Source organism: Thermococcus sp. 101 C5, assembly GCF_009372125.1.
GTDB lineage: Archaea > Methanobacteriota_B > Thermococci > Thermococcales > Thermococcaceae > Thermococcus_A > Thermococcus_A bergensis.
In genome coordinates this window covers 1-19,171 of record NZ_WHIZ01000006.1, presented here as the reverse complement: position 1 = coordinate 19,171, position 19,171 = coordinate 1, and the positions used below count along the sequence as shown (strand labels likewise).

The 19,171-nt window shown below is 47.3% G+C and carries 21 protein-coding genes; 6 read left to right on the top strand and 15 right to left on the bottom strand.

Translation table 11 applies throughout. From position 1 onward, the window contains the following. Positions 1 to 27: 27 nt before the first annotated feature. From GBV73_RS01550 to dmpI, 10 genes are all read right to left on the bottom strand, one after another. Entirely contained in the window at positions 28 to 885 is an 858-nt protein-coding gene (locus tag GBV73_RS01550) for an FTR1 family protein (protein ID WP_152878830.1), read from the bottom strand. A 401-nt stretch (positions 886 to 1,286) separates the two neighbouring features. After that, positions 1,287 to 2,426: a SufD family Fe-S cluster assembly protein gene (locus GBV73_RS01545; protein WP_172967184.1), complete on the bottom strand. Its 1,140-nt coding sequence runs from the start codon at positions 2,424 to 2,426 to the stop codon at positions 1,287 to 1,289. Next, positions 2,426 to 3,853 (bottom strand): Fe-S cluster assembly protein SufB, encoded by a 1,428-nt coding sequence (gene sufB, locus GBV73_RS01540; protein ID WP_152878829.1) that lies wholly within the window; start codon positions 3,851 to 3,853, stop codon positions 2,426 to 2,428. Before sufB ends, GBV73_RS01545 begins: the two co-directional genes overlap by 1 nt. Further along, entirely contained in the window at positions 3,850 to 4,575 is a 726-nt protein-coding gene (gene sufC, locus GBV73_RS01535; RefSeq protein WP_152878853.1) for a Fe-S cluster assembly ATPase SufC, read from the bottom strand. Before sufC ends, sufB begins: the two co-directional genes overlap by 4 nt. A gap of 174 nt (positions 4,576 to 4,749) precedes the next feature. Then, positions 4,750 to 5,274 carry a ferritin gene (locus GBV73_RS01530; RefSeq protein ID WP_042699698.1) on the bottom strand — a complete coding sequence of 175 codons (525 nt, stop codon included), beginning with the start codon at positions 5,272 to 5,274 and terminating at the stop codon, positions 4,750 to 4,752. Positions 5,275 to 5,321: 47 nt separating this feature from the next. After that, positions 5,322 to 6,413 carry a tRNA uracil 4-sulfurtransferase ThiI gene (thiI, locus tag GBV73_RS01525; protein WP_371716968.1) on the bottom strand — a complete coding sequence of 364 codons (1,092 nt, stop codon included), beginning with the start codon at positions 6,411 to 6,413 and terminating at the stop codon, positions 5,322 to 5,324. A gap of 1 nt (position 6,414) precedes the next feature. Further along, a complete protein-coding gene (locus tag GBV73_RS01520; protein WP_152878852.1) occupies positions 6,415 to 7,374 on the bottom strand; it encodes a ThiF family adenylyltransferase in 960 nt (319 codons plus the stop codon). A 54-nt stretch (positions 7,375 to 7,428) separates the two neighbouring features. Continuing rightward, entirely contained in the window at positions 7,429 to 8,265 is an 837-nt protein-coding gene (locus GBV73_RS01515; RefSeq protein WP_152878827.1) for an NAD(P)-dependent oxidoreductase, read from the bottom strand. Positions 8,266 to 8,371: 106 nt separating this feature from the next. Beyond that, a complete protein-coding gene (locus GBV73_RS01510) occupies positions 8,372 to 8,839 on the bottom strand; it encodes a flavodoxin domain-containing protein (protein WP_152878826.1) in 468 nt (155 codons plus the stop codon). Between the two features lie 18 nt (positions 8,840 to 8,857). Continuing rightward, on the bottom strand, positions 8,858 to 9,067 hold the full coding sequence (gene dmpI, locus GBV73_RS01505; RefSeq protein WP_152878851.1) for a 4-oxalocrotonate tautomerase DmpI: 210 nt from the start codon (positions 9,065 to 9,067) through the stop codon (positions 8,858 to 8,860). A 262-nt stretch (positions 9,068 to 9,329) separates the two neighbouring features. On the opposite strand from dmpI, the gene GBV73_RS01500 reads away from it, so the two are divergent. From GBV73_RS01500 to GBV73_RS01475, 6 genes are all read left to right on the top strand, one after another. After that, the gene (locus tag GBV73_RS01500; protein WP_371716967.1) at positions 9,330 to 10,706 is read left to right on the top strand and encodes an MATE family efflux transporter; all 1,377 of its coding nucleotides are present in this window, start codon (positions 9,330 to 9,332) and stop codon (positions 10,704 to 10,706) included. 106 nt (positions 10,707 to 10,812) lie between these two features. Beyond that, the gene (locus GBV73_RS01495) at positions 10,813 to 11,019 is read left to right on the top strand and encodes a hypothetical protein (protein ID WP_152878850.1); all 207 of its coding nucleotides are present in this window, start codon (positions 10,813 to 10,815) and stop codon (positions 11,017 to 11,019) included. Further along, entirely contained in the window at positions 11,016 to 11,351 is a 336-nt protein-coding gene (locus GBV73_RS01490) for a hypothetical protein (protein WP_152878824.1), read from the top strand. The genes GBV73_RS01495 and GBV73_RS01490 overlap by 4 nt, the downstream gene beginning before the upstream one ends. A 62-nt stretch (positions 11,352 to 11,413) precedes the next feature. Then, the gene (locus GBV73_RS01485; RefSeq protein ID WP_371716966.1) at positions 11,414 to 12,712 is read left to right on the top strand and encodes a cytochrome c biogenesis protein CcdA; all 1,299 of its coding nucleotides are present in this window, start codon (positions 11,414 to 11,416) and stop codon (positions 12,710 to 12,712) included. A 12-nt stretch (positions 12,713 to 12,724) separates the two neighbouring features. Continuing rightward, positions 12,725 to 13,078: a DUF302 domain-containing protein gene (locus GBV73_RS01480; protein WP_152878823.1), complete on the top strand. Its 354-nt coding sequence runs from the start codon at positions 12,725 to 12,727 to the stop codon at positions 13,076 to 13,078. A gap of 56 nt (positions 13,079 to 13,134) precedes the next feature. After that, a complete protein-coding gene (locus GBV73_RS01475; RefSeq protein WP_152878822.1) occupies positions 13,135 to 13,950 on the top strand; it encodes a hypothetical protein in 816 nt (271 codons plus the stop codon). 3 nt (positions 13,951 to 13,953) lie between these two features. Here GBV73_RS01475 and GBV73_RS01470 read toward each other — a convergent pair whose 3' ends face one another. The 5 genes from GBV73_RS01470 to GBV73_RS01450 are packed head-to-tail and all read right to left on the bottom strand — an operon-like array spanning position 13,954 to position 19,037. Continuing rightward, positions 13,954 to 15,033, bottom strand: coding sequence for a Xaa-Pro peptidase family protein (locus GBV73_RS01470; RefSeq protein ID WP_152878848.1), 1,080 nt, complete (start codon positions 15,031 to 15,033; stop codon positions 13,954 to 13,956). Continuing rightward, positions 15,023 to 16,189 (bottom strand): MFS transporter, encoded by a 1,167-nt coding sequence (locus GBV73_RS11265; protein ID WP_225807296.1) that lies wholly within the window; start codon positions 16,187 to 16,189, stop codon positions 15,023 to 15,025. The genes GBV73_RS01470 and GBV73_RS11265 overlap by 11 nt, the downstream gene beginning before the upstream one ends. 17 nt (positions 16,190 to 16,206) lie before the next feature. Continuing rightward, positions 16,207 to 16,518 (bottom strand): cupin domain-containing protein, encoded by a 312-nt coding sequence (locus tag GBV73_RS01460; RefSeq protein ID WP_152878821.1) that lies wholly within the window; start codon positions 16,516 to 16,518, stop codon positions 16,207 to 16,209. Between the two features lies 1 nt (position 16,519). Then, entirely contained in the window at positions 16,520 to 17,860 is a 1,341-nt protein-coding gene (locus GBV73_RS01455; protein ID WP_152878820.1) for a DUF438 domain-containing protein, read from the bottom strand. Between the two features lies 1 nt (position 17,861). Further along, positions 17,862 to 19,037: an FprA family A-type flavoprotein gene (locus GBV73_RS01450; RefSeq protein ID WP_152878819.1), complete on the bottom strand. Its 1,176-nt coding sequence runs from the start codon at positions 19,035 to 19,037 to the stop codon at positions 17,862 to 17,864. Positions 19,038 to 19,171: the final 134 nt, after the last annotated feature.

Genomic DNA, 19,171 nt, shown 5'->3' with positions numbered 1-19,171 from the left:
TTTTGGACAAAAATGGATAAAAGAGGATCATCCAGTGCTTTTTAATCTGGAATTCCTTGGAGCTAAGGAAGGTTCTTTGCCATATGCCCTCAAGACAAGATAGAGAGCCACTATAAGGTAGCCGAACTGAACTATCACCCTTCCCCACTCCATCTTCACTGAGTAGCCGAAGAGCACCGCGAAGATTGAACCAATAGCTCCCTTGTGGTGGAACACGCTCTCCTTGGGAATGCCGAGGTCGTAGGCAGGTTCTTCAATAAAGCCTAGGTGCATTCCCTCTTCCTCAGCCCACTCTATGAGCTCGTGGGTTCCGTAGCCGGCTAATCCAGCGGCAACAAACACGAGCAGTATAGAACTGTAGTAGAAGAACGTCCTCAGGTTTATTCTCATTCCTACCCCATAGATTAGGTATGCTAAAACCAAAGCGCTGATGACACCACCTATAAGCCCCGCTAAAGTTCCTCCCAAGTCCTGGGTGGCGAAAGGCGTAAGGAATAGCACCGTCTCAAGACCCTCCCTGAAAACTACTATGAAGGTGAATCCTATTAAAGCGAAGGGGTTTATGGCCTTGCTTACCTTGCTTTCTATTTCGGCTTTAATATTCCTTCCTTTGGTGGCCATCCAGTAGATCATGCTCGTTAGCACTATAACAGCCAAGTAAGAGGCAACTCCTTCAAAGAGCTCCTTCTCCTCAAGCCCCCCGTAGATTTTCAAGATCGCACCGCCGAGGATCACGCTGGCGAGCACGGAAAGGCCGACCCCAGTCCACACGTCCTTGATCTGCTTTTCCCTTCCGGTACGCTTGAGGTATGCGATTATGATGGCCACGATTATGGCCGCCTCAAGTGCTTCCCTAAACGTGATGAGGAACGCTCCAACATTCATTCTTCCACCTCCAAATTCTTAGGCTAACCTAAAATAAATCGGGTGGCTTATTAATTTTACCTTTGCCAAATTGAAATCTCTGACTCTTGGTTAGGAATTTCCCAGGAGCTTTATTGAACATGATGTTTGTCAAACCTTTGAGGTTTGATTAATGAAGTACAAACAAGCGATTCTCGTACAGAATATATGTTTTCGAACCCTACTCATCCTTGGCCCTTCAAAAGTGCAGAATTGGGGAGGTATAATTTCAAAGTGGAAAAGTGTAGCAGATATTAACCCCACGTATAGTCAAAGGCGCAATTTCGTAGAAGGTGCAAAAGTTTAAAGGCTGACTGCTCCCCGCCGTGAAGGACGAGGCTTTCGAAAGAAAAATGTAAAAAGTAAATAAAAGCAAACTGTGCTCACAGGAGCTCTTCAACGAGGGTTATTACGTTGCTCCTCGCCTTTGACTTTAGCTTCTCTAAGTGGTCGCTCAAGGCTTCTCCGATGCCGTGCACGAAAAGCCTCAGAGCCTCTTCTCTGCTTAATCCTCTAGACTGTAAGTAGAAGAGGGCATCCTCATCGAACTGGGCAACGCTTGATGAGTGGGATGCGTTCTCTATCTCTCCAGTATCCACTTCAAGCATCGGCACGCTGACGCCGAGGGAGCCCTCATCCATTATGATGACATGGGAGCTGACCTCACTCGATGAACCTTTGGCCTTCTCGAAAACCTTCGCCACGCCTCTGTGCACGACCCATCCTCCCCTGTAGGAGTAGCCGTTCACCCTCGTCTCGCTTTTGCTTCCTTCTCCATACTGGAGGACGTTGGTGAGATAATCAACTGCCGAGCCTATCCCTATGGGAATTCCCCTTAGGATAAGCTCACTCCCAGTGCCTTCAAGAGAGTAGTCCTCCCTGTGATGGCTCATCTTTCCGCCCTTAACTACCGTGAAAGCCCTGACTTTCGATCCATCGCCGAGTGTAGCCCTGAGGAGGTAGTGTGACAGAGCCTTGTGGTTCCCAACGGTCAGGATTTCCGCTTCGGCGTTTTTGAGCCTCAGTTCGACCACAAGGGACTTTGTACCGTTTTCAGAGAGATCGTAGATTATTATGGGTGCATTGGCGTTTTCCACTTCGATGCTGAGGTGGTGGCTTATGAAGGCGTTTTCAGAAAGATGTGAAACTATTACAAAGGGCTCAAGCAGGTTCTTGGTTATCCTAAGCCGGTAAGCTTTTTTGAGAGCATAGAAATGGAAGCCCAGAATCCTCGACTCCTCCGGTTGGGAAAGACCGAGCGTGCCTTCCGCAAGCTCAACGCCCTCTGGAAGGTCAAACTTTGACTCGCTTCCGGAGAAAATCACATTGGCATTGATTCCCACATCTTCACCCTTCGCTTCGGTCGGGAGCTTGAGGGGCGAGTTTTCTTCAAAGAGATTCCATTTCGTGTAGCTCTTTATTGTAGGGCTGTCACCATACTTCTGGTAGGTGAGCTTTTCAAGGACTTCCAGGGTTATTTTCGGCATATTAAAGTGCCCGCTGGGGAATCCAGAAGAACACATCATCCAACACCCCCAACCTCGCTGAATTCGAGCTCTATGACTTTCTTGAGAACCTCCACATACTCGAACGGCAACCCCTCAAGAATCTCGCTGATAAAACCGAGTACTATGAGGCTCTTGGCTTCTTCCTCTTTTATACCTCTTGAGTTGAGGTAAAAGAGCTTGTCCTCGCTGAGCCTTCCGGTTGTTGCCTCGTGGATTATGCTTGCTGAAGGCTCGTCGTTCTGGTTGTGCGGGTAGGTATAAGCCTTGCTCTTCTCGTCGAGGATGAGAGAATCACATGAGACTGTGGCGGTCGAGTTCTTTGCACCTTTTGCTATCCTCACGAGACCGCGGTAGATGTTTATTCCACCATTGGCGCTTATGCTCTTGGAGACTATCTTCGAACTGGTGTTTGGAGCGAGGTGCCAAGTTTTAGCCCCAGTGTCCTTGAGGTAAGGCCCGTTGCTGAGCGAGACCACGTATTGGGCTGTCCTCGCACCTTCACCCTTGAGGACGCTCGATGGGTAAGTGTAGGTTATGTGACTCCCTATGCTCCCTTCAATCCACTCTACGTAGGCGTTCTCTTCTATTATGGCGCGCTTGTTGTTGAAGTTGATGACGTTCCTGCTCCAGTTCTGTATTGTGGTGAACTTCACCGTGGCGTTTTTGTGGGCATAGATTTCCACCATACCGTCGTGGAAGGAGAATCCCTTGTACATTGGGGCGCTACAGCCCTCTATGAAGTGAACGTAGCTTCCCTCGTCAGCTATAAGGAGGGTGTGCTCAAACTGCCCCTCAAGGGCAGACCCTATAACAAAGAACGCTTCTATCGGGAAGGGAACTCTAACGCCTTTTGGAATGTAGACGAAGGCCCCACCGCTCCAGAGCGCGTGGTGGAGAGCTGAGAACTTGTGATCTCCCGGCGGGAAGACTTTTCCGAAATACCTCTTGACCAGGTCGGGGTACCTCTTTACGGCCTCCTCCATTGGGAGCATGATAATGCCCTTCTTTTCGAACTCCTCTTTGAGCTGGGAGTAGACGCTCTCGCTGTCAAAAACAGCTGTAAGGCCAGAGAGGAACTTCTTCTCTATCTCCGGGATGTTGAGCCTCTCGAATGTTCTTCTAATGTTTTCGGGCAGATCGTCCCAGTCCTTTACTTCTCTCTCAAGCTCCGGCTTGGAGTAGAGGGAGAAACTCTCAAGGTCAAGCTCTTCTATTCCCACTACCCATTTTGGCATGGGGAGCTTTTCAAAAAGCTCCAGAGCTTTTAGCCTGTGCCTAAGCATCCACTCCGGCTCGTTCTTTATTCTCGAGAGCTCCTCTACAGTTTCTCGGCTTATCTTCCCTTTAAGTTCGATTTCCTTGGGATATGGGACGGCGGTGCCGAGTATTTCTTCGAGGGAACCGGCCTTTAATATTTCTTCAAGCTTGGAGTGCTCGCTCATAACTCCTCCACCGCCGCAAAACCCTTCTCCTCTATCATTTTTACCAGCTCAACTCCATCTGATGCCACTATCTTTCCTTCCTTGATAACGTGAACTCTGTTTGGCTTAAGGTGTTCGAGGATTCTTCCGTAGTGAGTTATCAGCAGAACGGACGTGCCCTCTTCATGGAGCTTGTTTATGACACTCGCTATCATCTTCAGGGAATCAACGTCAACTCCGCTGTCTGGCTCATCCAGGATGAGGAGCTTCGGCTTCACAAGATAAGCCTGGAGCATCTCGAGCTTTTTCCTCTCTCCACCAGAGAATCCAACGTTTAAAAACCTCGCGAGCATTGATTCGTCAAGCCCAAGCTCTTGAACGGCATTAAAGATGAGCTCGTAAGCCTGTATCTCGTCCAGGCCCTTGAGGTTTTTCAAAACCCTCTGCAGAAACTGAATCACCTTGACGCCTTCCACTTCTATCGGGTGCTGAAAGCTTAGAAAAATTCCTCTTTTAGCTCTTTCTTCGGGAGGCAGATTGGTTATATCTTCTCCCTCGAAGAGTATTCTTCCGTCTATAACCTGATATCTAGGATGGCCCGCTATGGTTAGAGCAAGGGTGGATTTTCCGCTCCCGTTTGGTCCCATCACGACATGAAGTTCTCCCTTATCAACGGTGAGAGAAATGCCCTTTAGGATTTCTTTGTCTTCCACTTTGACCCTTAAGTTATCCACTTTCAACATGACCATCACCGTCCATTATCGGTACATTTTTGGGTAAGGAAAAATGCTTTTAAAAGTTTTCTACACAGAAGTGAGTAATTTGGGCTTGAAAGAACACCGAATGAAATCTAAACGAATTCCCGGAGATTAGAGAAGATATCTAGAATGAAAGAAAGGAGCAAAAGGAGAACGAAATTACTCCCCGCCCTGCATTAAGATAGTCGGGAGCTTTGGAGCTCTTGCAGCTAATTCTGTATCGAGCATGAATATAATCTGCGGGCTGTCCTTTGCGAACTTTAGCTTATCGAGTATTTTCTTTACGCTTGCCTCTTCCTCAATCTGCTCGTTGATGAACCACTCTAAGAACGCCCTTGTCGGATAGTCCTTCTCCTCTTCTGCGAGTGCGGCAATCTCGTGAATTGACTTGCTTATGAACTTTTCATGCTCATAAGCTGCTTCAAAAGCGTCTATTGGACTCTCCCACTCCTTTGGGGGCTTTGGAATCTCACTAAGCTCAACTCTCCCATTCCGGTCGTAGATATAGTTGTAGAACCTCAATGCGTGGCCCATTTCTTCCTCGGCTTGGGCCTTCATCCAGTTGGCAAAGCCCTCAAGGTTCAGATCGTCAAAATAGGCGGCCATGGCAAAGTAGAGATAGGCCGAGTACAGCTCCTTGTTGAGCTGCTCATTCAGGGCTTTTAACATTTTTTCGCTTAGCATGTTCATCACCAAATTGATTTGGTTTTCCAACTATTTAAGTATTTGGTTCAAATTATTCCTTCTTTTTTCAATTCGTTCCTGATTTTCTCGAATTCCTCTAATTTGCCCTGTGTGACAACTCTTTCAGGTCTGAAGGGGCAGTCACAGTATGGGTATTCAAGGAAGGCATCGTAGGTGCCGATTTTCCTTGCTATGGCAACTATCTCCTCTTTGTCAAATCCCAGAAGAGGCCTGTGAACTGGAAAATCCACGCTCATAGTCTCAAAGTAGAGATTCGTTAGGGTTTGAGAGGCAACCTGACCAAGGGAATCTCCCGTTACTATTCCGAGGGCGCCCTTTTCTTTCGCTATCTCAGCCGCCCTCCTCAGCATGGCAACTTTACAGACCACACATGTCCATTCTCTTCTGTGGAGCTTGTTCAAAGTGACGACGTAGGGTTTGAGAATCTCGAAGTGGTTTTCCACAATGAGCTCTATCGGCTCCGGGGAATAATCATTAAGGATATCCACCACTTTTTCGACAACTTTCTTTGCGTTCTTTCCCTGGTCAAAGTGAACCGCAACTACCTCCGCTCCGCGCTTGAGCATTAAAAAAGCTGCCACCGGTGAGTCTATTCCTCCGCTCAAGAGAACAACAACTTTTCCCTGCGTTCCGACAGGTAACCCGCCAACGCCCCTAATTTTCTCAAAGAAAACGTAAGCCTTCCCATTTATTATTTCAATCCCTATCACGAGCTCGGGATTTTCCAAATCCACCTTCCAGCCAAATTCCTTAACAACAAAAGCACCTAGCTCCTTATTAACCTCCACTGAAGTTTTCAAGAAAGTTTTATCCAGTCGCTGGGTTTCAACCTTGAAGCTCTTTACATTAAACCCTCTAAGGGCCTCCCTGAGATACGCTGGCACTTCATCGTAGTCCATAACCCTTGCTGGGGATACCGAAACGACTCCGGGGACTTTGGCGATTATCTTGGTTGCTTCATCAGGAGCGTCAACCAGAATCCTTCCCCTTATTACCTTAGCTGTCCCTTCTATCCCCTTTCTTCTGAGGACTTTCTCGATGTTTTCAGCCAGTTTCCTCTCAAAATCCCTTCTTTTTCCGCCTTTTATAGCTATCTCGCCGTACCTTACGATTATCACTTCAACCACCCAGGTATCTTGCAAAGATATTCTTTGCTTCTCTCTCTTCTTCAGCTCCCCTTATTACCATTCTCCCGCTTTTGAAGATCAGTATTTCATAGTCCTCATCCTCGAACTGAATGAACTGGGGAGTTTTTAGGTATTCAATGCCGAGCTTTTCGAGTTGTTTTCCAAGCTCGTCGAAATTAACATCCATTTTTTCCGGAGGAGTTACCTGAATCGAGCCATCGCAAAGCCTTTCTATTTTAATTTTCTTCTCTAGGAAAGTGAGCTCTTTCCTTACACATGCTGGACAGTCCTCTCTCCTCGGCATCTCAACTTTTTCAAAATCAAGGCTCTTTGTATCGAAGAATATGAGTTCGCTTTTGACCTCTTCTCCCAGCAAAATCTTTGCTGCAATGCCAACAGCTATTGACGCTGCCAAAGGCGGTACATAGCTCATGATTCCAGCTATTGCACAGGTGGGCATGGGCCTTGAGGGCAATTTTGGCATAAAACACCTAAAACATGCAGTTTTACCGGGGATTATTGGCATTATGTTCCCGTATGTGGCTAAAACCCCAACATAAATCCACGGTTTGTTGTTTTTGATTGCGTAATCGTTTATAACTTGTCTCGTGTAGATGTTGTCGGTTCCATCTATTATCAGGTCAGCTTCATCGAGAAGGTTAACTGTTGAGGGGTTCAAATCTTCAAAGTAGCCTTTAACCCCAAACTTTTCCTTTAACGCATCTACCTTCGGCTTCCCGAGATCTTCCTTCGTGTAGACCGTCCTCGGCAGGTCGCTCTCGTCAACGAAATCCCTGTCTATAACGATTATCTCTCCAACACCGAGCTTGTGGAGGAAATAAACTTCCCAACTCCCTAAAGCTCCCGCTCCTACAACCGCCACTTTGCTCTCGCTCAGCTTTCTCTGCCCTTCAATACCTATAATGGGGAAATGTCTCGAAAAGTCCATCATTTCTCTCACCGAAAAAAGTAGGGAAAGCGGTTTATGAATTTAATTGTTTCAAAATTAAAGCTCCTTGAGAAGCTTGTATATCACCGAGAAATCCAGTTCTTCAAGGTCTCTTTCAAAGGCAAGTCTGTAGAGCTCCCTGACCAGGGCGTTCATCGGTGTTGCCTTTTTCGCGCTGACAGCAAGCTCGTGGGTGTAGGAGAGGTCTTTCACAAGGTTTCTGACGGAGAAGTGCGTCGAGTAGTCCTCCTTGAGGAGCTTCTCCTTTTTCGCTTTCAGCACCACCGAGTTGCCCGCTCCGCTCTCAAGGACTTCTATCAGCTCCTCTTTTGGAATTCCTGCCTTTTCTCCAAGGGAGATAGCTTCACCCAGAGCCGCCATGAACGCTCCGAGAACGAAGTTGTTTATCAGCTTGAGCTTCGTTGCCTTCCCGGGCTCCTCAAAGTGGAATATCTTCTTACCGAGCAGCCGGAGGTATGGGAGAGCCCTCTCATACGCTCCCTTCTCACCGCTTACAAGGATAGTTAATTGACCATTTCTAGCCGGAATGACACTCCCAATCACCGGGCTTTCGAGGTAAGATGCCCCGGCGTTCCTGTAAAGTTCGTGGAACTCTAGGACTTTTTCAGGGTGGTTCGTGGTGGTATCTATTATCACCTTTCCGCTTAAGTTGGACTTCAAAAGCCTCTGGGAGACCTCCCACACAGCGTTGCTGTCGTAGAGCGAGAGGAAAATCACATCTGCCTTCTCGGCAACCTCCTCTGGTGTTCTGGCGACATTCGTGAAACCCTTTGCTTTCTCTATTGTCCTGTTCCAGACGATAAGCTCGTACTCCTCCGAGAGTCTCTCAGCCATTGCCCTTCCAATATGTCCAAGGCCAATCCATCCTATCATACCCAATCACCTAAGAACGAAATTTTCCAGGGATTTTTATAACCATTGCGTCAAATGAATGGGCTTTGAGATGGAAAAAGTAACCACAATAAGTTAGGAAAGAGATTCAAAATGTGGAACGTACCAGGCGTTTTAGCTCTTCTATGAGCTCCCGTATATCTTCGTCAAACGTTTTGTTAATGATGACCTTCTTGAGGAGCGGCTTTTTGCCGTAGAGCTCTTCCATCTGCTCCAAGCACTTCCCAGATCTTCCGGCACAGGTAGTGAAAAACACGACTCTCTTTATTTTGTCTCTGTTCTGAAGCAAGTACGTCCTTATTGCGGGACTCACCTTGCCGTTCCATGTTGGACCACCAAGAATCACTAGGTCGTAGTTAGAGGGGTCTTTTTCAAAGGCAATGTCCGTTGTCTTGCCCATAGTAGCATCATAACCGGCTCTAAGAAACCCAAATATCCCTCTCCGGTTCTTCCTGTCGATTATCTCATCAAGATTAGCATTCAGATCCTCTGCGATTCTCCTTGCCGCTTCTCTGGCATGTCCATCCCTTGAATAAAAAGCAACAAGGACTTTCATTTTCTCACGCTCGGAGGGTTAAGACTTTCCGCCCTGAGCCTTTCTATGCCTCAGGACATCAGAGAGAAGCTCTCCATTGATGCCAACGTTTTCAGTTTCATTCTCGTGGATAACCACGCTCACGTGGTGGACTCCATAAACCTCTCTGACCACCTCAGTAAGCCTCTTTACAAGCTCTCTTTTGGTATCTTCATCAGCTTTGGGACCCTCAACTATTATTATCGGCATTGAAATCACCGATAATTACTTGGGAGTAGCTACTAAAAAGCTTTTTTGCAGAGGGGGACAACTGCTCCGACAGTACTATATCCTCAAGCATCAAGCTTAAAAGGAAGTGAAGTATCTTTTATACTGTGCGTTGTTGCCGAATAGAACTAACTAAAAGCTGAATTAAGTTTTGCAAAATGATAACCGTTCTCTAAACCGCAACGAAAGGTCCTGCGGAAGATAACCTGAGAAATAAAGCAATAAAATGATTGGAGGGACAAAGGTGAGTGAAAAAGCCACCAAAGGAGTCCAGCTTCTGAGAGGGGATCCTAAAAAAGCCCTTGTAAGGCTTTCGATACCCATGATGATAGGCATGTCCGTCCAGACCATTTACAACCTTGCAGACGGAATATGGGTGTCGGGACTCGGTCCCGAAGCCCTCGCGGCAGTAGGCCTCTTCTTCCCAGTTTTTATGGGAATAATTGCGCTCGCCGCGGGCCTTGGGGTAGGTGCGAGTTCTGCAATAGCGAGAAGGATCGGTGCAAGGGACAAGGAAGGTGCCGACAACGTTGCCACCCACTCCGTCCTTCTCGGCCTGATTGTTGGAATTGTGATAGCCCTCACAACGTTGCCCCTGATTGATGAGATTCTCATGGCAATGGGGGCAAGGGGAAGGACCGTCGAGCTTGCCGTGGAGTATTCCCGCGTTCTCCTTGCGGGGGCAGTGGTTGTTGTCTTCAACAACGTGGGTAACGGCATCCTGAGGGGAGAAGGGGATGCAAACAGGGCAATGTATGCCATGGTTCTCGGTTCCGGCCTCAACATAGTCCTTGACCCGGTTTTCATCTACACCTTTGACTTCGGCGTCGTTGGAGCTGCCTACGCCACAATGGTCTCGATGGTGATAACCTCGCTCTTCATAGCCTACTGGCTCTTCATCAAGAAGGACACTTACGTTGATATCTCCCCGAAAGAGTTCTCCCCAAGCCGGGAAATCCTCAAGGACATCCTCCGCGTTGGGATTCCGGCTTCCCTTGCCCAGCTCACGATGTCCATAGCAATGTTCTTCCTCAACAGGATAGCAATTATGGCCGGAGGAGAGAACGGAGTCGCTGTATTTACAAGCGCGTGGCGCGTCACCATGCTCGGGATAGTCCCCATCCTCGGGATGGCTTCGGCAACTACGGCCGTTACCGGGGCGGCTTATGGGGAGAAAAACATCCAGAAGCTTGAAACAGCTTACCTGTATGCCATAAAGCTCGCCTTCATGATAGAGCTTGCCGTTGTTGCGTTCATAATGCTCTTCGCTCCACAGGTTTCATACCTGTTCACATACTCTGAGTCCGCTCTCGTGATAAAGGAGGAGCTAATAAAAGCCCTTAGGACGTTGCCCGTGTTCCTCGTGCTCACACCCTTCGGCATGATGACTTCAGCGATGTTCCAAGGAATAGGAGAAGGAGAAAAATCCCTGATACTTACGATATTCCGCACGGTTATCATGCAGATCGGGTTTGCATATCTCTTCGCAAGCTACACGGACCTCGGTCTCAGAGGAGTGTGGCTTGGTATCGTGCTCGGGAACATGACCGCGGCATTAGTCGGCTTCACCTGGGGAAGAATTAGAGTAAGGCATTTAAAAGAAACATTTGGTAGCTCATGAATCATTTTATTTTGTTCAAATTATGAAAATCCTCCCCGATTGAATTTTTCACTTTGGAAAAAATAAACCCCATAAAATCTTTATCAAAGTTTGTTATGTGATGCTTATGAAGGCAAAAGTATGCAAGTTCTGTGCAGGGGAGAAGCTTGAGGATATCGTAAATGCCCTTGAGGAGAGAGGCTTTGAAGTCAGCGTTGAGGAGTGCATCGGGCTCTGCGCAAAGTACACGTGCGGGAACATAAACATCATAGCCGGAGAGAAGGAGATTTCCGTGAAAAGCTTTGATGAGTTCCTCAAGGCCCTGGAGGGATGAGGGTGGTAAAGGCACTGGTCATCATCTCGGGCGCTGATGAAAAAGCCCTCGTAGGGTTCATGTGGGCGACCAATGCAATAAAGCACGGGTGGGTCGAGGACGTTGAGGTCGTTCTCTTCGGCCCAATAGAGAAAGCTGTGGCGGAAGGAGATGAGCGCTTTATCCCTTGGATTGAAAAGCTAAATGAATTCGGAAAACTCCCAATAGCGTGCAAAAGGATAGCAGAGCTTGAAGGATTTGAAGTTTCCCTTCAAAAATACGTCAAAGTTGAATATGTGGGAAAGATAATCGCAGAGTACTTGGAGAAAGGATACGTTCCAATGACATTTTAATGAAAAATGCTTCAAGAAAAGTCTTTTAATTATTTTTCCGGATTCTTTTGGTGGGTGAAAATGTGAGAAAACCCATTATGTTCCTGATTGTGTTTGGGACTTTCATAAGCTTAGTGAGTGCGGGTATTGTAGCTTATGGAGATTTGGAGTTTTACAGTGTCTCAAATGAGGAGGAGCTTGAGGCGTTACTTTCAGCCCATGAAGGAGAGTATTTCTTTATCTTTTACCATTCGGAGACCTGTCCAGCCTGTAATTATATGAAAACCAATGTTTTCCCGACACAAAAGGCAAAGGAAGTCTTGAGGGGCGTAAATTTGGTGTCTATTGACGTGTACAAAGGGAGAGCATTAACAAACCTTCAATATTTAGTTTACGATGAGGTTCTCGTTATTCAGCCGGACAATATGGGATATTACACTCCCAGAGAGCCCGGAGAGAGAGTAAACGTTGGAATTCCTGGGACGCCAACGATGGTAATATTCAAGGTGGAAAATGGCGAGAAAGTTCTAAAGGGCGTGGCTATCGGAGCGTTGAACCCTGACGGTTTGGAGTTTTTTGTTAAGAGGGCAATTGGAGACGAACTTAATGCCTTCGCTGGGGAAAACGCATTAACTGAAAACGTTGAAAGTGAAACACATGATAGGGAACCCCAAGATACAAAGCTCAGTCTGGCAGTGCTTCTCCCGATATTCTCGGCTGGAATTCTAAGCGTATTTTCACCCTGTGTCCTTCCCCTTATAGTTGGAACTTTTTCACTTCTCTTTGCGAAGAGAAAGGTTGAAATCGTCATAACGGGTCTCGTGGTATCTTTTTCTTTGCTTGGGGCATTGGCAGGTAGTCTGGGCTCTTACATCGCTCAGATTAGGGGGGCCTTATACCTCCTAGGGGGCATGGGTTTCATTCTGGTCGGGGCGTCGATGATAAGCGATGGCATTAACCAAAAACTTCTCAGATTCATGCCTTCTCCTGCAGATAGAATTTCGTCGAAAAATGGCTACGTTTATGACTTTCTACTGGGCTCCGCACTTGGAGCTACATGGATTGGATGTATAGCACCATACGTTGGGTTTGCCGTTATTACAGCGGCATTAAGTGGAAGCGTCTTAAAGGGAATAGTTGTCATGAGCATCTACGGGCTTGGCATGGGGCTTACCCTCTATTTAATCCTTAGCTCAAAGGATTTAGCCGAGTGGATAAATGGAAAGCTCCTGTCGAACAGACTAAGCTTAACTGTGGAGAAAAAAGCCAAATGGGAGAAGATTTTAGGGATTTTGATAATTATCTTTGGAGTTCTAATGCTCACCGAACTAACTCCCTTCAAGCTCTGGAGTGCGCTATTTGAAAAGTTCGCAAAAATTTAAGGGGGTAGTTGAATGTTCAGATACAGGAGAAAGGTTGAAATGTCCCTGAAAGAGGCTGAAGAAAAGTTAAAGGCAAAGCTTGAGGAAAAGGGCTACAAGGTTGTGCTTGAGTTTACACCAAGTGAAGTCGTTAAGGCAAAGCTCGGTGTTGAGATGGAGCCTTATAGAATCCTCTACGTCTGCAACCCGAAGAAGTTCTACGAGATGACAAAGGTGGAGTACGAAATCGGCTCCTTCGCTCCCTGCCCGGTTCTCCTCTACGAGAAGGACGGGGAGGTCTACATAGCCATAAACACCGCTGAAGATATAGTTGACGTTATCAGGGAGCCCCTTGAGGACGTTAGAAGTGTCATAGACTCTCTTTAGTTTCTTTTCCACAATTTTAATAAGGTTAAGATGCAAAATTTAATGAGGTGATTTTCATGCAAAGAGCTCTCGTGACTCTTACTCCATCTGAAAGCAAACGTTTGATTGCCAAGGCCGTTGTTGCTATGGAGGAAGTCCAAAACGCCCTCAAAAACGGGTACGTTTACATAGCAACCGGAACCACAGCCGCTTACATAGCCGAGGAAATTCTTGGCGAGAAAATTGAGAAGGAAAAATGGACGGTGGGGACGGTAAGTAAGGGGAGAACTTGTGTAACAGCCAAGAATACCTGGCCAAAACACCTTGTTCTCTACAAGGGAAAGCCCTTTGAGGGTGACCCGGTAGAGGCGCTAAAGGAGATGGGACCTGAGGACGTGTATATAAAGGGAGCAAACGCCATTGACGTCAACTGGAACGTGGCTGTTTTTGCAGCCGCTCCAGACGGGGGAACAATCGGCAGAACTTTTGGATGGACAATAACCAAGGGAGTATTAACCATAACCCCAATCAGCCTCGAGAAGTTCACTCCAACGCCTGTGGAAGTAAGCGCAAAGATAACTGGAATCCATTCATTTGACTGGGGAACAGGGCTATACTCCGCTTTGGTACCTATTCCCCACGCAATCCCTATAACCGAAGTTGAAGCCTACGAAATACTTGCCAACGTTGATGCAATCCCAATAGCCGCTGGCGGCGCTGGAGGAGCGGAAGGAAGTGTAACACTCGTCCTTGAAGGGGACGATGAAGACATGGAGAAGGCAAAAGAAATAACGAAAGCAGTTAAAGGTGAGCCCCCATTAAAGCCATACACAGAGGACTGCTCCATCTGTCCTTTTGCAAAGATCTGCGGAATTGGCACTGGAGCTTTCTGATTTTTAATATTTTGTCACGTTCTCTAACTTTTTGCCAAGTATGAAAGTGTCCTCCTTCTTTACTGCCCCTTCCGCTATCATCAGAGGGGCGTGAACCATGGCGAGCACCATACCTTCCTTAGCCTCCATCGCCCTGTGTGGGACAACTATCGTCGTTATCGGGTCTTCCTCGATGAGAAGTCCAACGCCATGAGTGTAGCCGGTTATGTAGTACTCCTTAAGGCCTTTAGAAGTGTAGATCTTCTCAATCTCCCGCTCCACCTGGGCAAATCTCACACCGGGCTTTGTATTCTCTACAGAAGTTATGTATGCTTCTTCCATAGCCGCTATGGCATTTTTTGCCCTTTCACTTATTTCTCCCACTGGAAAAGACCTAGTTATGTTTGCGTAGTAGTGGTTCCAGTCGGCGCCTATTACCACTGAGACAACACTTCCCTCCCTAATCCTAACATCTTTGAAGGGCTCTGCATGTGCCCTTGGAGTTGCTGAAACGTAGACTTTTGGCTCCTCGCTACCGTTAAGCATTAACTCTCTCACAATCTCAGCAGCAACTTCAAGCTCCGTCTTTCCAGGTTTTATCTCATCCTCCGCAACTTTCATTCCCTTCACAGCTATTTTTCCTGCCTTTCTTATATTCTCCAGCTCCCATTTGTCTTTAATCATCCTAAGCTCCATTGAAAGTCCTCTAACGTCCACAACCTCTACATCGGGGTTGAGCTTTTTAAAGAGTTCATAAAAGAGAATGTATGCGTCTCTCTCCACGCTGAACTCCATGCCAACTCTGCTGTAACCATTTCTCTTTATCCAGATAGTTACATTGGCCATGAGGTCTTCCGTTTTTTGAAACTCTATTACGTTTTCGATCCAGCTTCTCTGTTTGAAGAGTTCGGCTTCCCCTTTGGCAACGATTACGGTTGGTTCTCCCTCTTGAGGTATTAAAAGGGCTGGCCTAAGCCACTTCGTGCCGGTGAAGTAAACAAAAGTCGAGAGTGTCCTTATTACGGCACCGTCGATGTCTTCCCTCTTCAAAAGCTCCTGGAACCGGTTTATTCTTTTCTCAAATATCTTGGAATCAGGTAACATTTTCATCACCAAATCTTCTTAACAATTTGTCCATTAAAAATACTCCGACTCCTCCGATGAAAACGGCAAAGCCCGCAGAGAGCAGGACCAGTTTAGTTCCTACAAGGGCAATAAAACCACCAATAGGACTTCCAATTGACACACCAACTATGTTAAACACTTGTTGCAGACCTACAGAAGTTCCCCTAACTTCTTTAGGCACCTCCGTAACAAGCAGGGTGCTGGCGAGCATAAGACCCGAAAGCGCTATTCCAAAAGCCCCTAATGTACCAAGCAGTAGCCCGGGAGTTCTAACCACGATTCCCAGCAAAAAGGCAGAGAAAGATATTATCGATGAGTAAGCTGCAACTTTTTGAGGGCCTGCTTTTAACGTCATCTTCCCATGTATAAAGAAGAAAACCGATGCCACAATGGATGAGAACCCAAAGCCGATTCCCGTTATCATTCTGGCGGAACGTTCATCCACTAATTCTCCTTTCACGAGACTGGAGGCAAGACCCCCGACCATAATGCCCAGTGCTACATAAAGGAAAAATATCAACCAGAGGCCTGTAAAGACATTGTACTTAAACTCTCCAAGCAGTCTCCATGAGTTTACTCCCTTTTCAGAGGATCTCTCCCCCAAAGTTTCGGGCAAGGTTGTGCTTATTAGCGCAGAAAGGCCTATTATGAATGCTAAGATTGCAAATGATGCCTTGTACCCAAGCCTTGCCGTTAGAACACCTGCCGTCGCTGAACCTATTGCTATAGCAAGTGCCATGGAAGATAAAACCTTTACGATATTGTTTTTTCCTTCGCCATCTGATTCCCTCGCCATGGCAAAAAGGGCTGGAAAAACAAGGCTACCACCAAACGCATGAAGTACCCTCAGAATTGCGAGTTGGTGGTAGCTACTTACATACCCATAAAGAAAAACAACGAAAGCATCCCACATAAGACCTAAGGTGAGCGTTCTTTTTCTCCCTACGCGATCTACTAAAAGACCTGCAATGATGCTAGCTGGTATGGCGGCTATGCTGTAGAGGGCTGCTATGATACCGGCTTGAGGTAGACTTGCTCCGAGAGAAATTGCATAGAGGGCAATAATGGGCATCATAAAAGATGTATCAAGAATCCCTGCAAATGATGCAAAGGCTTGAGCAAAGTCGCGCCTCATATGTTGTCACCTTAAGTCTATCCGAGCTTTACCACGAGGAATTTCAAAGGTAAACTGCCCGCGTTCCTGACGGCATGAGGAATATTTTTTGGAAGAAAGACTAGGACGTCTTTTTTAGCTTCCTCGCTTTCCTCCCCAACCTCCACGAGGGCTTTTCCCTTTATGATGTAAATAAACGCATCAACAGGCGTTGTGTGCCTCTCTAAAGCCTCTCCTGGGTTTAAAGTGACAAGCATTACCTTTGCATTCTCCCTCTTGAGCAGGGCTCTAACGTCAGCACCGTAGGGGTTCTCTATCCTCTCAGCTTCTTCAGCTTTAACTACAAACATCTCAATCCCTCCAATCCAAAAGCCTTTTTTCACCCTCTATTTTCTTATAGGGTGCTATGTCCATCGTCATCTCAAGCGTCCCTATGTACTCGCCATGGTCGTTGAACAGCGGTACGTACTTGATGTAAACGTACTTTGGGCCGAGTCTGAGCCAGAAAGTAGCCTCTTTCTTTCTTCCCTCCTTGAAGGCCTTGAGGATTTTGTTGACGACGTAAACGCTCTTCGGCGGGTGGCAGAGCTGAACCGGCCTTCCGAGCACCGATGGTGTCCTCGTGAAAATCCTCTCTCCGGGTGAGAAGAACCTAACCCTATCGTCTTTGTCTATGAAGGTCACGTCAACAGGGAGCGCCTCAAAGATCGCCTTTAGCTCTTCTAAATTCAGATAGCCCGTTCCGAGGTCTATGTCTCCCTCACGCTTTAGCTGGGTTTTATCGAACTCTAAAGGCTGACCTCTAAGGGCCTGCTGGACTTCCTTCGGGAGGGTAAGGAGTTGTTCAACGCTCAGCTCGGGGTTTATCTCCCAGGGGTGGAGGGGCTTAACGTCCTCACCCGGATCCCACTCCGGCGGCTTTACCTTGTAGTAGCCGATTTCATCTTCCTGCATCTTTATTGCCTTCCACTCGCCCTCGCTTAAGAGAGCCTTGAGCGTTGGGTAGAAGATGTTGTTCTCCCTGAAAACCATGTCACTCAAAGCGAAGGCCGCTTCACCGGCCTTTGCCTTGAATTTCTCCACAAACTCCTCCCAGGGCATCTCCTCTCTCTTTCTCAAAAGCTCTGCAAGTTGCTTTATCATGGCCCTTATCTCGTCGTGCTTCGTCCAGAGGACTGTGGCTATGGCAGTCAGGCCTCTCCTCTCTATGTACGGGAATATCAACATCTCCTCGCGGTTGTAGTGGGTGAAGCCGACCATTCTCAAGTTGTCTACTATCTCCTCCAGAACGCCTGGGATTTCTTTACGCATACGTTCGTCTTTTGTTGTTGCCAAAGTTCTTGCATAGAGATTGAGCATCTCAGCGTCCTTCATTATTTCCTTGTTCTCCTGGTATAGGATCTTAAGTGGATGACCTTCAGGCAAATCTTTCTCTTCTAGTTCTTCGGTTCCCTTGACTGCTTCACGGAACAGCTCGACATGAAGGTCGCACATCTTGGCTATATCCCTGGCGGAAATTCCCTCCTTCACAAGCTCCTGCTCGATGAGGGGTATCTCAAGCGGAGAGATGTTGCTCAAAACTGCTCTAAACTCTTCCTTGAGCTTTTCAACGCTCTCTCCCTCGTGTATCCTGAGGAGGAGCTTCTTGAGCTGTTCCTTCTTGTATTCGCGGTTGTTCAAAAGTTCGGTCATTTCACTCACCCCTAACTTTTTTCGCCAAGAGGTCAGCTAAACTGTAAAGAGCTTCGTAATCCTCTTCTTTTGGTCTCGCATGAACATCAACACTCCCAAGTAGCTCAAAACTTGTCCCCTTCAGAATCTCCAGTATTGCATTTATGCTCCTCCCGTGCCACCCGTGGGAGCCTATTAAGACGGCATACTTTGCCGGAGGCCTTAGGGCCTTCACGAGGTAGGCGGCATAAACGGCGAGTGGATGAGCACTCCCGAGCACAGTGGGCGCTGCCAGAACTATGGCCCTTGAGTCAACGAGGTCCTTTGCGAGCTCCCCGATGTCAGCACTCACGAGGTCGTGAACCTTAACATCAATCCCCCTTGCCACGAGCAGGTCAGCCAGCTCCTTCGCCAGCTCCCTGTTGGAGCCCCACATGCTCACATAAGCTACAAGCACCTTCTCCTTAGTCTCCCCCTTCACCCAGCTTTCGCAGGCTTTTAGAATCCTCTTCGGGTTTCTGTAGATGGGGCCGTGGCTTGGGGCTATCATTTTGATCCCCAGCCCTTTGAGCTTCTCCATGGCCCTCTTAGCCATGCCCGAGAAGGGCATCATGATCTCACCGAAGTACTTCTGTGCATATTCGATTATAGAGGGAACCTCATCATCGTAAAGGCCGTGGGCAGTATGAGCACCGAAGAAGTCACATGAAAACAGCACTTTGTCCTCAACGAGATAGGTAAACATCGTCTCCGGCCAGTGAAGCCATGGAGCCTCTATAAAGCGGAGCGTTTTGCCTCCGAGGTTTACCTCATCACCGTCCTTCACGACCATTATCCTCTCATCAGGCACATTGTAGTATGCTTTCGCGAGCTCTTTTCCCTTTTCCGTTGTGGTGAGAAGAGCCTTCCCGTTGCGCTCCATTATGTAGGGTATTGCACCCGCGTGATCAGGTTCAGCATGGTTCATGACCACGTAGTCTATCTTCTCAAGGGGGAGTATCTCATTGACTTTTTCCTCAAGTTCCCTCTCAAAACCCGGGTTTACCGTGTCTATGAGAGCGCTCTTTTCATTACCGACCACAAGGTAAGCGTTGTAAGAGGTGCCTTCCGGGAGGGGGATCAGGGAATCGAATATCCTCCTATCCCAATCTTTAACACCGACCCAGTAAACTCCATCGAGGATTTTCACACTTTTCATATTATCACCTTCATGACATATGTCATATCAAATGCTTTTAAGCCTTTCTGGGCAGAAGGGCGTGTTTAGTTTCACCCCCTGTTATTTAAACAGTATTTGACTCTGAGGAGGATTTTCAGACCATAACACATTAC